A 12826-nucleotide genomic window follows, 5' to 3' on the forward strand; every position below is an offset into this window, starting at 1 on the left:
GGGGAGCGGCTCAGCAACGTTGGCCGAGACGACAGGAGGACGACCATGAGCACAGCGAGCGAGCCGAGTGACTTCATCGTCGCGGAGCATCGGCGGGCGGCCGCCGCACTGCCCTTCGCCGACACGACCGACGCGGCCGATGTCGAGCGCGGTTTCATCGCCGCGCTGGAGCCCGGCGTGGTCACCTCCGACGACGGAACGGTCGTGTGGGACAACGACTCCTATTCGTTCCTGCGGGAACCCTGCCCGGTCTCGGTCCATCCGAGTCTCTGGCGGCAATCCGGCCTCGCGGTGCGACAAGGGTTGTTCGAGGTCACCGAAGGCATCTACCAGATCCGCGGTCTCGACATCTCCAATATGACGCTGGTCGAGGGCGAAACCGGCGTCCTGGTGATCGATCCGCTCATCTCGGCCGAGACCGCGGCGGCCGGTCTCGCGCTCTACCGCGCCCATCGCGGTGACCGCCCGGTGACCGGCCTGATCTACACCCATTCGCACGCCGACCATTTCGGCGGGGCGTGCGGAGTCACCACCACCGAGGCGGTCGAGGAGGGGCGCTGTCCGGTGCTGGCGCCCGCCGGATTCCTGGAACACGCGGTGGCCGAGAACGTCTACGCGGGCACGGCGATGGCGCGCCGCGCAGGGTACATGTACGGCGCGGTGCTGCCCCGCGGGCCGCTGGGCGCGGTGGGTTCCGGGCTCGGGCAGACCACGTCGGTCGGCACGGTCACCTTGATGCCGCCGACCGTCGACATCACCGCGACCGGCCAGGAGGAGACGATCGACGGCATCCGGATGGTCTTCCAGCTGACACCCGGTACCGAAGCCCCCGCGGAGATGAACTTCTACTTTCCCGACCACCGCGCGCTCTGTATGGCGGAGAACGCCACCCACACCCTGCACAACGTGCTCACGTTGCGCGGCGCGCTGGTGCGCGACGCCCATATCTGGGCGCGATACCTGACCGAGGCGATCAACCTGTTCGCCCGCGATTCCGACGTCGTCTTCGCCTCGCACCATTGGCCCACCTGGGGCACCACTCGGCTGGTGGAATTCCTCTCGCTGCAACGCGACCTGTACGGATATCTGCACGACCAGACCGTCCGCCTGTTGAACCAGGGGTACGTGGGCGCGGAGATCGCCGAACTGGTCACCCTCCCGCCCGCCATCGAGGAAGCCTGGCACGCACGCGGCTACTACGGCTCGGTCAGCCACAACGTGAAGGCCATCTACCAGCGATACATGGGTTGGTTCGACGGCAATCCCGCGCACCTCTGGGAACATCCGCCGGTGGAATCCGCGCGGCGGCACGTCGAATTCATGGGCGGCGCGCAGGAAGTGCTGCGTAAAGCGCGGACTTCTTACGACGCGGGGGACTACCGCTGGGTGGCGCAGGTGCTCGACTACGTCATTTTCGCCGACCCCGACAACGACGCCGCGAAAAAGTTGCAGGCCAGTACCTTCGAACAACTCGGCTACGGCGCGGAGAACGCGACCTGGCGCAATTTCTATCTCAGCGGAGCCTACGAGCTGCGCTACGGCTCGTTCGGCACGCCCACCAAGAGCGATTCGCCGACCATGGTGGCGGCTCTGTCCGTCGATCAGATCTTCGACGCCTTGGCGTTGCGCGTCGACGGTCCCAAGGCGTGGAACCACCGGATCGTGACGGACTGGATTCTCACCGACCAGGACCGCACGCACCGCCTGGAGCTGCGCAACGGCCGCCTCACCCACTTCGACGTCGCACCGGGCATGAAACTGCCGGAACCGGACGCCACCTTCACGCTGGCCAAGAACACCCTGATCCGAGTGTTGCTGGTCGGCGAGGACTTCGGCGTCGCGGCGGCCGCGGGCGACATCGTCATCGAAGGAGATGTCACCAAGCTCGCCGAATTGGTGGACATCTTCGACGCCCCCGATCCCGATTTCGCGATCGTCACACCCTAGTTCGCGCCTTGATCATCGAGCCTCCCGGCCGAAGAAGTAGCCGACAACGATCCCGGCGAGGCCCGACACGGGCGCCAGGTATTGCGTAAGTTCTTGGGCGGGCAGACCTTTGATGATGCCGAAGAGGACACCGGCGACCGTGCCCGCCACGAGCGCGGCGGCGAGTCCTGCGCGGTAGCGAGCCTCCAGGATCTTGTTCTTCGCCTCCGCTTCTTCCTTGATCAGCTCGGTGCGTCGCGACTCCGCCTGTAGCTCATGGTCCCGCCGCGCCCGATCGACGGCTTCCGTGTCGGCATATGCTGATGCCTGGTATTCGCGTTTCGCCGTGATGTAGGCCATCATTTGATCGAATGACAGGGCTTCGACGCCCATCAGTCGGGAAGAATCGATGATCTCCTGGATTTCGGCGCGGTTGTCGAGCGCCTCGCCGTAAATGGGCGAGGGGGGGTCACTTTCCACAGGAAGATCCGGGAGACTTTCGGCCGTCTCGGGTTCGCCGGTCACCGTAACAGTATCGCCTGCGTCCCGGCCCACTGCCGGTGGTCGGAAATTTTGGCTGTGAACCGATTCGTCGGCACTGTGCTCAATCGGACGTCGGCAACGTCGCGAGGTATCGGCCCGCGACGAAACGCTGGATCAGCCGCACCGCGGGTCCGCCGAGCCGGGTGTACCAGGTGGCGGGGCGGGAGAACGCGACGATCAGCCCGTACACCGTGTCGTCAGCGCGGTCGTACTCCACGGCGAACAATTCCTCGCCTGACGCCGGGTGGCCGGGCAAGGTTCCGTAGGCGAAACCCCGCCGGTCGGGTTCATCGAGGACGTACACCACGCGACACGGGGCGGTGATCCCCAACGGACCGAATCCGAGCCGCACGGTGATTGCCGTGCCGGGTTCGGCCGTCGGCGTATCGGCGGACCGGAAGATCCCGGTGCCCTTTTGCACGCGGTAGCTCAGAATCTCCGTACCCGCGCGTTCGAACAGCGCGCGTCCCCGGCCGAGACGTCGCCGCACCCGCAACCCGTGATAGCCCTCCGGCAGCACGCCTCGGGTCGCACCGACTTCGGAATACGTGAACGACGACAACCTATCCGCCATGCCCCGATCTTCGCCCCTCCGAGCCCGGTCCCGCCACCGCGGATCGCCGACACGCCGGTCCTGACTGTCCGGCTGCTCCGAAGACCTGAGCCGACCCGCGAACGAAGCCGCGGATCGCCACATTCAGGGGCGCACCGGTTTGAGCCGCAGGGGAGTGAGGCGCAGCAGCCCGAGCGGGTCCAGATACTCACGGTTGCGGCGGCGACCGCCGTCTACGCGGGCACCCCAGTGCAGACATGTCGTCGCGCATCCAGGGTGCCCGGACTCCAGCGTGCCGATCCGGGTGCCGCGTCCGACCCGCCTTCCCGCGGGAATCTCGGCGCGTACGGGCTCATAGGTCGTACGCAGCCCGCCCGGGTGCTCGATGGACACGACCGGCTTATCGGCCACCGTTCCGGCGAACACGACGATCCCTGCCCCGGCCGCGAGCACCGCTTGCCCCTCGGCGCCGGCCAGATCGACCCCGCGATGTCCAGGCAGCCAGTTCTGCGCGGGTTTGTCGAAGTGCCGTAGCACCGCCGGGCGCGGTTGCAGCGGCCAGCCGAACCGGCCGTCGGGTCCGGCTGTCGCGGTCGGCGTCGTCGCGACGATCGCGGTGACACCGAGAGCCAGCGCCGAGAAAAGACGCCGACCACGTCGCATGGCATTCGGACTGAGCATTCGTGCCTGGTCGGCAGGCCGACTACGACCCGCAGAGCGGTACGGGAGGTGCGCACAGGTCGCCACCCGAGGTGGAAGGCGTCTCGTCATCGCCACCTGTATCGAGGCCGGATTGCCGGAACGGAAGCGGCGTGCGGCGCAGCAAACCGGACAGAGACGGCAGGCAGGCCGATCCCGTGCACGCCCCGGGCACGGGTCGCGGGGCAGGCGTCCGGGCTGCGCTCGGCGACGCGGTCACGACGCCGAGCACGAAGAAGAGCGGAACGAGGAAAGTGGTCGCGGTGGAGATCGGTTTCATGGCTCCAGCCTTCCGCGATTCCGGCGTCGCCGAGGGCTCGATCCGCGGAATGGGGATAACTCACCCGCCTGTGAAAAGCTGCTGTTCCCCCTGGTCAAAGCCTTCGGCTCGGACCGATTTAGATCTGTGTGCCGGAAGGCCGTAAACTGATCGAGCGGTCCGTGCCTGCATGGACCGACTTCGCGCGCCACCCGTGCTTGTTCATAGCGGCGCTGTTCGAATCGGACTTGAGATATCTGGGTTCGCGGCAGCGTGTTCGGAACAGGGAATCGCCGGCTGGTCCCCACCTACGTGGTCGGGTCCGACGATTCGGCGGCGCCAGGGCAGCGGATCACCGATTCGCTGCGTCAACCGGCAAACGAAAGAGAGATACGGGAGCTATGGCTGTCGTAACCATGAAGCAGCTGCTCGACAGCGGCGCGCACTTCGGACACCAGACCCGGCGCTGGAACCCGAAGATGAAGCGGTTCATCTTCACCGACCGCAACGGCATCTACATCATCGACCTGCAGCAGACGCTGACCTACATCGACAAGGCCTACGAGTTCGTCAAGGAGACCGTCGCCCACGGTGGCACCGTCCTCTTCGTCGGCACCAAGAAGCAGGCCCAGGAGTCGATCGCGGCCGAGGCGACTCGCGTCGGGATGCCCTACGTCAACCAGCGCTGGCTGGGTGGCATGCTCACCAACTTCTCCACCGTGCACAAGCGTCTGCAGCGCCTCAAGGAGCTCGAGGCCATGGAGCAGACCGGTGGTTTCGAGGGTCGCACCAAGAAGGAAATCCTCATGCTGACGCGTGAGATGAACAAGCTGGAGCGCACCCTCGGCGGTATCCGCGACATGCAGAAGGTGCCTTCGGCCATCTGGGTCGTCGACACCAACAAGGAGCACATCGCCGTCGGCGAGGCGCGCAAGCTGAACATCCCGGTCATCGCGATCCTGGACACCAACTGCGACCCCGACCTGGTCGACTACCCGATCCCGGGCAACGACGACGCGATCCGCTCCGCCGCCCTGCTGACCAAGGTCGTCGCCTCCGCGGTGGCCGAGGGTGTGCAGGCGCGCGCAGGCGTGGCCTCGGGTGACGAGAAGCCGGAGGCGGGCGCGGGCGAGCCGCTGGCCGAGTGGGAGCAGGAGCTGCTCGCGCAGGCCGCCCCTGGCGCCGAGGCCGCCGAGACCTCTGCCGAGGCCTGAGACCCGTCACCACCGCGGCGTGAGCGACGCTCCCGGAGGCACCAGCCCGCGTAGGGGCCCGCGAACGCCGCGGATGGGCACAGTTTCGCCGGCGTTCACGGGCGAGTGTCATCGTGAGCGCCGCTGCCACCACCCACACTTCTCCGAAGGAGGCTCGCCGAGAATGGCGAACTACACCGCTGCCGATGTGAAGCGGCTCCGGGAGCTGACCGGCTCCGGGATGATGGACTGCAAGAACGCGCTGGCCGAGACCGACGGTGACTTCGACAAGGCCGTCGAACTGCTGCGCATCAAGGGCGCGAAGGACGTCGGCAAGCGTGCCGAGCGGACCACCGCCGAAGGCCTGGTCGCCGCCAAGGACGGCGTCATGGTCGAGATCAACTCCGAGACCGACTTCGTCGCGAAGAACGCGGAGTTCCAGCAGCTGGCCGAGCAGGTCGTCGCCGCGGCGGCGGCCGCCAAGCCGGGCGACCTGGAGACGCTGAAGGCGCTGGACCTGGGCGGCAAGACCGTCGACGAGGCGGTGCAGGCGCTCGCCGCGAAGATCGGCGAGAAGCTCGAGCTGCGCCGCGTCATCTCGCTGAACGGCCCGGTCGCCACCTACCTGCACAAGCGTGCCTCCGACCTGCCGCCCGCCGTCGGCGTGCTGGTCGAGTACACCGGTGAGGGCGACGCCGCGGCCGAGGCCGCTCGCGCCGCCGCCATGCAGGTCGCCGCACTCAAGGCCAAGTACGTGACCCGCGACGAGGTTCCGGCCGACATCGTGGAGAACGAGCGCCGCATCGCCGAGCAGACCGCTCGCGAGGAGGGCAAGCCCGAGGCCGCGCTGCCGAAGATCACCGAGGGCCGGGTCAACGGCTTCTTCAAGGACGTCGTGCTGCTCGAGCAGCCGTCGGTCACCGATTCGAAGAAGACCGTCAAGGCGCTGCTGGACGAGGCCGGTGTCACCGTCACCCGCTTCGCCCGCTTCGAGGTCGGCGCGAACTGAGTCTCGCCGCACCCCCAGCGTGCAGGCCCCCCGCCGACCGAACGAACGCCGGTTGACGGGGGGCCTTCTGCTGCCGCTCCAACCTGATAAGGCAGGATGGATGCCGCTCTGCCTTGCTCTACGTCACAGGCGCTCGCGATGAGCGACGAATCGCCGGAAGAACGACAATCCCTCGCCGAAGGAGACTGGAGACCCATGACGGACCCGGGGACCGATCGCCCAGGATATCGCCGGGTACTGCTGAAACTCGGCGGGGAGATGTTCGGCGGCGGGAAGGTCGGGCTGGACCCGGACGTCGTGCAGACGGTGGCCGAGCAGATCGCCGAGGTGGTCGCCAGCGGCGTCCAGGTGGCCGTGGTGATCGGCGGCGGGAACTTCTTCCGCGGGGCCGAACTCGAGGAGCGCGGCATGGAACGCGCCCGCTCGGACTACATGGGCATGCTCGGCACCGTCATGAACAGCCTTGCGCTGCAAGACTTCCTGCAGCAGCAGGGCGTGGACACCCGGGTGCAGACCGCGATCACCATGGGCCAGGTCGCCGAGCCCTACCTCCCGCTGCGTGCCAAGCGGCACCTGGAGAAGGGCCGTGTGGTCATCTTCGGTGCGGGCATGGGCATGCCGTACTTCTCCACCGACACCACCGCCGCCCAGCGCGCGCTGGAGATCGGCGCGGACGTGGTGTTGATGGCCAAGGCGGTCGACGGGGTCTTCACCGCGGACCCGCGCGTCGACGAGACCGCGACCATGTACTCCGAGATCACGCACAAAGAGGTCATCGAGCGCGACCTCAAGGTCGCGGACGCGACCGCCTTCAGCTTGTGCATGGACAACCAGATGCCGATTCTGGTGTTCAATTTGTTGACCAAGGGCAATATCGCCCGCGCGGTCGCCGGTGAGAAGATCGGCACACTGGTTCGGTCCTGATACCCGCGACCGCGGATCATGACATGACGACGCTGTGGAGGAAACGGTCGTGATTGAAGAAGCGCTCTTCGACGCCGAGGAGAAGATGGAGAAGGCCGTCTCGGTGGCGAAGGACGATCTCGGAACCATTCGTACCGGTCGCGCGAACCCGGGCATGTTCTCCCGGGTCGTGGTCGACTACTACGGGTCGCCCACCCCGATCACCCAGATGTCCAGCATCACGGTGCCGGAGCCGCGCATGGTCGTGATCAAGCCCTACGAGGCGGGCCAGCTCGGGGCGATCGAGACCGCGATCCGCAACTCGGATCTCGGTGTCAACCCCACGAACAACGGGGACATCATCCGGATCAGCGTGCCGCAGCTGACCGAGGAGCGCCGCCGCGAGCTCGCCAAGCAGGCGAAGGGCAAAGGCGAGGACGCCAAGGTCGCGATCCGCAATGTCCGTCGCAAGGCGATGGACGAACTGTCGCGCATCCAGAAAGATGGCGAGGCAGGCGAGGACGAGGTCGGGCGCGCCGAGAAGGAGCTCGACAAGACCACCGCCAAGTATGTCGGCCAGATCGATGAGCTGGTCAAGCACAAGGAAGCCGAACTGCTCGAGGTCTGACGCGGATCGGCCGGTAGGCGTGGCGGGGGCCCGGAGGAGGCCCCGCGTCACCGCGAGTGCCGCCGAGCCAGCGCAAGGCCCGCCCGGGCGGGGGACGAACGGAACGACGAGTTGAGCGACGGGACAATCGTGGCCGAGAACGCCGCCGCGACCGGTGCGGCAGAGGAGCCGCCGGTGAACGGGAAAGCCGATGCGATGCAGCAGCGCGCGCACGATGCTCCTGCGTCCGGTCATGAACCGTTAGGCGCCCCCGCGGCGTCGGCGCCCGATCCCGCGGCGGCCCACACCGCGCCCGCATCGAGTGGTTCGCGCGCGGGTCGCAATTTGCCGGCCGCGCTCACCGTCGGCTTCGGCCTGGGTCTTTCGCTGATCGCGATCCTGCTGTTCGTACCGAAGGTGTTCATCGGCGTCGCGGCGGCCGGGGTCGGCGTGGCCACCTGGGAAGTCGCCAAGCGGCTGCGCGAAGCCGACGTGCTGGTCCCGCGGGTTCCGCTGATCGCGGGCGGCCAAGCGGTGTTCTGGCTGGGCTGGCCGTACGGCGCCAGCGGCGTCGCGGGCGCGTTCGCCGCCACCACGCTGATCTGCATGGTGTGGCGGCTGTTCGACCACGGTTTACAGACCGCGCCGCGAAACTTTCTGCGCGACACCGCCATCACAGTGTTCGCGCTGGCCTGGATTCCCTTGCTCGCCTCGTTCGCGACGCTCTTGCTGCTGGAGCCCGACGGCAACCTGCGGGTACTGACCTTCATGATCCTGGTCGTCTGTTCCGACGTCGGCGGGTACGTGGCAGGCGTGCTGTTCGGCAAGCATCCGATGGTGCCCTCGATCAGCCCGAAGAAGTCGTGGGAGGGTTTCGCCGGCTCGCTGGTGTTCAGCGTGATCGGCGGCCTGCTCACGGTGACGCTGCTGCTGGAGGCGAACTCGATGATCGGCGTCGTGCTCGGCGTCGGCCTGGTGCTGGTGGCCACCTGCGGTGATCTGATCGAATCGCAGATCAAACGCGAACTCGGCATCAAGGACATGGGTACGTTGCTGCCGGGGCACGGGGGCATCATGGACCGCCTCGACTCCATGCTTCCCTCGGCGTTCGTCTCCTGGCTGGTGCTGTCCACGCTGCTGTGATCCGGCGCGTCAGCCCTTCTTGGCCGCGCGGCGCAGTTGCAGGATGCGCACGCCGCCCACCGAGGCCATGACGAGCGCGCCACCGATCACCGACAGCAGGACAGTGACGCCGAGCGGCAGCGAGAAGTCCCAGAAGAAGAAGTGCACCTGAACCTGTTCGAGGTTCTGCACGATGAAGATCAGCAGCAGGACCAGGATCAAGACGCCTGCGACGAGCCCGGTCCAGGCGTAACCGGTGCGCGAGGCCAGCGACGTCTTGGCCGGTACGAGGGGCGGGGCGCTCGGTGGGGTCGTGCGTCGGCGCTGCGACAGGTCCGGGTCCGGCTCCGGCGGATGTTCGGGGGGATGCGTGGACATACCTCGATCATGGCCGACGGCTATGACGGCCGCAGGTATTTCCCGGCGACGGGCCGGGCATGTCGGGCCGCGCGCGTGTGGTCGGGTGCCGGGGAGGTTCCGGCGGATGGGAGAATGGAACAACTATGACCGTCTCCTTGCCCTTGGTTTTCGATGCTCCGCGCCGTGGCATGCCGCCGCGCCATCTCGCCGACCTCGATGCCGAGGGCAGGCGCGCGGCCGTCGCGGAACTGGGCCTGCCGAAGTTCCGCGCGGACCAGATCGCCCGCCAGTACTACGCGCGTTTGCAGGCCGATCCGGCACGGATGACCGATCTGCCCGCCGCGGTCCGGGACAAGATCGGCGAGGCGCTGTTCCCGCCGCTGTTGAGCGTGGTCAAGCACGTCGCGTGCGACGACGGGGAGACCCGCAAGACCTTGTGGCGCGCGGGTGACGGCACGCTGCTGGAAAGCGTCTTGATGCGCTATCCGGACCGCGCCACCCTGTGCATCTCCAGCCAGGCCGGTTGCGGCATGGCGTGCCCGTTCTGCGCCACCGGTCAGGGCGGGCTGAACCGCAACTTGTCGACCGCCGAGATCGTCGACCAGGTGCGCGCGGCGGCCGCGGCGCTGCGGGACGGGGAAGTGGCGGGCGGGCCGGGCAGGCTGTCCAACATCGTCTTCATGGGCATGGGCGAGCCCCTGGCCAATTACAAGCGGGTGGTCGCCGCGGTCCGCCGGATCACCTCGCCCGCGCCGGACGGTCTGGGCATCTCCCAGCGCAACGTCGTGGTCTCGACCGTGGGTTTGGCTCCCGCCATTCGCAAACTGGCCGACGAGGGATTGTCGGTCACGCTCGCGGTCTCCCTGCACACGCCCGACGACGAACTGCGCGACACTCTGGTCCCGGTCAACAATCGCTGGCCGGTCGCCGAGGTGCTCGACGCGGCCCGTTACTACGCCGACAAGACGGGTCGCCGCGTCTCGGTCGAATACGCGCTCATCCGCGATATCAACGATCACCCGTGGCGTGCGGACATGCTGGGGGAGAAGCTGCACAAGGCGCTCGGCTCCCGCGTGCACGTCAACGTGATCCCGCTCAACCCCACCCCCGGCTCCAAGTGGGACGCCAGCCCCAAGCCGGTCGAGCAGGAGTTCGTGCGCCGGGTAAACGCACAGGGCGTGCCCTGCACGGTCCGCGACACCCGAGGCCAGGAAATCGCCGCCGCCTGCGGACAGTTGGCCGCGGAGAACTGAGACAGCCGGTCCATGAACCGGCCGGATGGCGCGTCGCGGAATCCGCCGCGATCTTGCGCTGTCCGGACGGAAGCCTTTCCCCGACGGCCGACGCGGATGACGAGCTAGCCGCGGTTCTTCGCCGGGCGGTTGGTGGCGGCGCGGCGTTCGGCTTCCTTCGCCTTGATGCGCGCGTTCTCCGCACGGACCGCCGCGTAGTTCTCGCGCTCGCGCACGAGCCACTCCGGCGGGTCGGCGAGCAGGGCGTCGATCTCCTCGGCGGTGAGGTGATCGGAGATTCCGGCCCGGGTCAAGCCGGTGTTGGAGACGCCGAGTTTGCGGGCCACCACGTCGCGGGGGAACGGGCCGGTGCGGCGCAGTTCGGTGAGCCATTCGGGGGGATCGTTGCGCAGCGCGTCCAGCTGGGCGCGAGAGATCGACGCGTTGCGGAACTCCTCGGGCGCGGCCGGAAGGTAGATGCCGAGTTTGTCGGCCGCCGTCAGCGGCTTCATCGTCTGCGGTTTCTTGTCCGGGCTCACCGACACAGCCTAACGGGCGCGGCGGGAGGGATCCGTCCCCAGCCCCGCCTCGGACCACGCGGCGACCGCTCGACGGGTGCCTGCCGCGGGCGCGGAACACGAGCTGGGCAGCCGTCTATCCGGCGGCGCGAAGGGCTCCCCTCTGCTGGTGGCATACGCTTCCACGAATGAGCCGGTTGGAGTCGATCGATGTCGTGCGCCTGCGCTGGTTCGTCGCGGTCGCGCAGGAATTGCACTTCGCGCGCGCGGCGAAGTCGCTGCACATCTCGCGGCAGAAGCTCAGCCATACCGTCATCGATCTGGAGAACGAGCTCGGCACCAAGCTCTTCGTGCCCGGCGCGCAACCGACCCGGCTCACCGACGAGGGGCAGGAGTTGCTGGAGCAAGCCCGCGAGATCATCGCGCGGGCAGAGTCGGCGGCCCGGCAGCGCGGACCGGAAGCTCGGGAAGCCCTGCGGGTGGGTTTCGTGCCGGGCGTCACGGTGTCCAAATGGACCCGGATCTGGGCCGAGCGGTTCCCGGACACCCCGCTCGAAGTGAGCGCGCTGGCGCAGGCGGATCAAGAAGCGGCGCTGCGCGAGGGACGCGTCGACATGTGCTTCGTCCGGCTGCCGATCGACCGCGAAGGCATGAGCGCGATCCCGCTCTACCGGGAGGTTCCCGTCGTCGTGGTGCAGAAGGAGCACCCGCTGTCGGTGTTCGACGAGGTGCGCGTGACCGACCTGGCCGACGAGCATGTGCAGGACACCTCGGACATCGATGCGGTCGGCGGTGCGCTGGAACTCGTCGCCGCGGCCGGTGGCGCGGCCATCGTGCCCCACTCGCTCGCGCGGCTGCATCATCGCCGCGACCTCGTCTATCGCCCGATGCTCGGCGTTCCCGACACGGAGGTCGCGCTGGCCTGGCTCGCCGACCACACCAGCGATCTGGTCGAGGAGTTCATCGGCGTCGTCCGTGGGCGTTCGGAGCGGAGTTCACGCGCCCCCGCCCGCGCCGAGCGGAACGAGCCGCGGAAGAAGGTCCCGGCCCAGAAGACAGCCGGACGTCCGGCTCCGGTCAAGAAGAAGCCCTCCCGGCGGCGCGGACGCTAGCCGGTCGGCGGCGGCGCGAACCCGGCCGGTCCGCGCCGCCCGGTGCTCAGCTGCGGCAGACCCGGTTCAGTTCGTCGGTCGCCGCGTCCATACTCGTGACTTTGTCATCGGTGAGAGCCTGTGCGTAGGCGGCGATGGCGGCCTTCTCCGCCCCCTCGGCCGGGATGGCCGAGAGCTTCGCGGCCAGGGACTGCTGCACGGTCGGGTCCAGATTCCCGCCCGACTCGTCGATGGCGGCGTTGATCGCGTCGATGGCCGCGCCGCACGCGGGCGACTGGGCGTGCGCGGGCGCCGCGGGCAGGAGCAGCAGCGCGCCGAACGCGCTCGCGGCGAGCAGGGCGGCCGAAAAAGTCTTGGTCATTACGTCCTAAAGGGTTCGTGCGGACAGAAAACCGAGGTCCGCGACCCGGCTGGGGCGCGGACCTCGGACGCACACGGTACCGGGCTGTGCGGCGCGGTACAGGACGAATGAACTTGTGCGCGTAGCTTTTCCGAATGGATCAGCGCGGCTTGCGCTGCAGCAGCGAGTCGCGGATCAGGATGCCGGCGATCAGGACGGCGAAGCCGACGAGGAAGATGTCCTCGATCTTGCCGCTGTGGTTGCCGACCAGCATGGCCAGCAGGATCAGCGCGACGATCCAGCCCGCGATCCGGAAGGTGCGACGCGACTCACCGCTCCAGCCCCAAGCGGCGGAGGGAACTTCGGCGGGGTCCACGCGAGTGACGACGCGCTCGGTGTCGGCGTGTTCGAGTTCCGTGGCGGCCACGATCGCTCCTTAGCTGTTACTTG

At 68.0% G+C, this 12826-nt stretch carries 15 protein-coding genes; 8 read left to right on the plus strand and 7 right to left on the minus strand.

What is annotated here, in order from left to right:
* Nucleotides 1–45: 45 nt before the first annotated feature.
* Nucleotides 46–1947, plus strand: coding sequence for an alkyl sulfatase dimerization domain-containing protein (locus tag ABZ552_RS04845; protein WP_357435650.1), 1902 nt, complete (start codon nt 46–48; stop codon nt 1945–1947).
* A 12-nt stretch (nt 1948–1959) separates the two neighbouring features.
* Here ABZ552_RS04845 and ABZ552_RS04850 read toward each other — a convergent pair whose 3' ends face one another.
* The 3 genes from ABZ552_RS04850 to ABZ552_RS04860 all read right to left on the minus strand — a co-directional run bounded on the left by ABZ552_RS04850 (nt 1960) and on the right by ABZ552_RS04860 (nt 3685).
* Nucleotides 1960–2451, minus strand: coding sequence for a hypothetical protein (locus ABZ552_RS04850; protein ID WP_281878534.1), 492 nt, complete (start codon nt 2449–2451; stop codon nt 1960–1962).
* Nucleotides 2452–2530: 79 nt separating this feature from the next.
* A complete protein-coding gene (locus ABZ552_RS04855) occupies nt 2531–3043 on the minus strand; it encodes a DUF1990 domain-containing protein (RefSeq protein WP_357435652.1) in 513 nt (170 codons plus the stop codon).
* 123 nt (nt 3044–3166) lie between these two features.
* Complete coding sequence (locus ABZ552_RS04860; RefSeq protein WP_281917703.1) at nt 3167–3685, minus strand: M23 family metallopeptidase; 519 nt, start codon at nt 3683–3685, stop codon at nt 3167–3169.
* Nucleotides 3686–4381: 696 nt separating this feature from the next.
* Here ABZ552_RS04860 and rpsB point away from each other — a divergent pair.
* The 5 genes from rpsB (at nt 4382) to ABZ552_RS04885 (ending at nt 8835) form a co-directional block, all read left to right on the plus strand.
* Nucleotides 4382–5194, plus strand: a complete 813-nt coding sequence (rpsB, locus tag ABZ552_RS04865; protein WP_159838796.1) for a 30S ribosomal protein S2 — start codon at nt 4382–4384, stop codon at nt 5192–5194.
* A 163-nt stretch (nt 5195–5357) separates the two neighbouring features.
* A complete protein-coding gene (gene tsf, locus ABZ552_RS04870; protein WP_159838798.1) occupies nt 5358–6182 on the plus strand; it encodes a translation elongation factor Ts in 825 nt (274 codons plus the stop codon).
* Nucleotides 6183–6377: 195 nt separating this feature from the next.
* Nucleotides 6378–7106 (plus strand): UMP kinase, encoded by a 729-nt coding sequence (gene pyrH, locus ABZ552_RS04875; RefSeq protein WP_174183891.1) that lies wholly within the window; start codon nt 6378–6380, stop codon nt 7104–7106.
* A 49-nt stretch (nt 7107–7155) separates the two neighbouring features.
* A complete protein-coding gene (frr, locus tag ABZ552_RS04880; protein WP_281878537.1) occupies nt 7156–7713 on the plus strand; it encodes a ribosome recycling factor in 558 nt (185 codons plus the stop codon).
* A 111-nt stretch (nt 7714–7824) separates the two neighbouring features.
* Nucleotides 7825–8835: a phosphatidate cytidylyltransferase gene (locus ABZ552_RS04885; protein ID WP_281917705.1), complete on the plus strand. Its 1011-nt coding sequence runs from the start codon at nt 7825–7827 to the stop codon at nt 8833–8835.
* Nucleotides 8836–8844: 9 nt separating this feature from the next.
* On the opposite strand, the gene ABZ552_RS04890 is transcribed toward ABZ552_RS04885, so the two are convergent.
* Nucleotides 8845–9192, minus strand: a complete 348-nt coding sequence (locus ABZ552_RS04890; RefSeq protein WP_281878541.1) for a lipopolysaccharide assembly protein LapA domain-containing protein — start codon at nt 9190–9192, stop codon at nt 8845–8847.
* Nucleotides 9193–9317: 125 nt separating this feature from the next.
* On the opposite strand from ABZ552_RS04890, the gene rlmN reads away from it, so the two are divergent.
* On the plus strand, nt 9318–10427 hold the full coding sequence (gene rlmN, locus ABZ552_RS04895; RefSeq protein WP_281917706.1) for a 23S rRNA (adenine(2503)-C(2))-methyltransferase RlmN: 1110 nt from the start codon (nt 9318–9320) through the stop codon (nt 10425–10427).
* Between the two features lie 104 nt (nt 10428–10531).
* On the opposite strand, the gene ABZ552_RS04900 is transcribed toward rlmN, so the two are convergent.
* Complete coding sequence (locus ABZ552_RS04900; RefSeq protein ID WP_281878544.1) at nt 10532–10945, minus strand: DUF5997 family protein; 414 nt, start codon at nt 10943–10945, stop codon at nt 10532–10534.
* Nucleotides 10946–11112: 167 nt separating this feature from the next.
* Between ABZ552_RS04900 and ABZ552_RS04905 the strand changes: the two genes are divergently transcribed.
* Nucleotides 11113–12036, plus strand: coding sequence for a LysR substrate-binding domain-containing protein (locus ABZ552_RS04905; protein WP_357435657.1), 924 nt, complete (start codon nt 11113–11115; stop codon nt 12034–12036).
* Nucleotides 12037–12082: 46 nt separating this feature from the next.
* Here the strand turns inward: ABZ552_RS04905 and ABZ552_RS04910 are convergent, their stop codons facing one another.
* Nucleotides 12083–12397 carry a hypothetical protein gene (locus ABZ552_RS04910; RefSeq protein WP_281878547.1) on the minus strand — a complete coding sequence of 105 codons (315 nt, stop codon included), beginning with the start codon at nt 12395–12397 and terminating at the stop codon, nt 12083–12085.
* A 139-nt stretch (nt 12398–12536) separates the two neighbouring features.
* Nucleotides 12537–12803 (minus strand): DUF2631 domain-containing protein, encoded by a 267-nt coding sequence (locus ABZ552_RS04915; RefSeq protein WP_063019818.1) that lies wholly within the window; start codon nt 12801–12803, stop codon nt 12537–12539.
* Between the last annotated feature and the right edge of the window lie 23 nt (nt 12804–12826).

The sequence above is a fragment of the Nocardia sp. NPDC019219 genome (assembly GCF_040632645.1).
In the GTDB taxonomy this organism is placed as follows: domain Bacteria; phylum Actinomycetota; class Actinomycetes; order Mycobacteriales; family Mycobacteriaceae; genus Nocardia; species Nocardia sputorum.

Bases quoted from the DNA above. Each gene is read 5' to 3' on its own strand.
- ABZ552_RS04845 (WP_357435650.1), top strand. From the start codon at position 46: ATGAGCACAGCGAGCGAGCCGAGTGACTTCATCGTCGCGGAGCATCGG.
- ABZ552_RS04855 (WP_357435652.1), bottom strand. From the start codon at position 3,043: ATGGCGGATAGGTTGTCGTCGTTCACGTATTCCGAAGTCGGTGCGACC.
- ABZ552_RS04860 (WP_281917703.1), bottom strand. From the start codon at position 3,685: ATGCGACGTGGTCGGCGTCTTTTCTCGGCGCTGGCTCTCGGTGTCACC.
- rpsB (WP_159838796.1), top strand. From the start codon at position 4,382: ATGGCTGTCGTAACCATGAAGCAGCTGCTCGACAGCGGCGCGCACTTC.
- tsf (WP_159838798.1), top strand. From the start codon at position 5,358: ATGGCGAACTACACCGCTGCCGATGTGAAGCGGCTCCGGGAGCTGACC.
- pyrH (WP_174183891.1), top strand. From the start codon at position 6,378: ATGACGGACCCGGGGACCGATCGCCCAGGATATCGCCGGGTACTGCTG.
- ABZ552_RS04890 (WP_281878541.1), bottom strand. From the start codon at position 9,192: ATGTCCACGCATCCCCCCGAACATCCGCCGGAGCCGGACCCGGACCTG.
- rlmN (WP_281917706.1), top strand. From the start codon at position 9,318: ATGACCGTCTCCTTGCCCTTGGTTTTCGATGCTCCGCGCCGTGGCATG.
- ABZ552_RS04905 (WP_357435657.1), top strand. From the start codon at position 11,113: ATGAGCCGGTTGGAGTCGATCGATGTCGTGCGCCTGCGCTGGTTCGTC.
- ABZ552_RS04910 (WP_281878547.1), bottom strand. From the start codon at position 12,397: ATGACCAAGACTTTTTCGGCCGCCCTGCTCGCCGCGAGCGCGTTCGGC.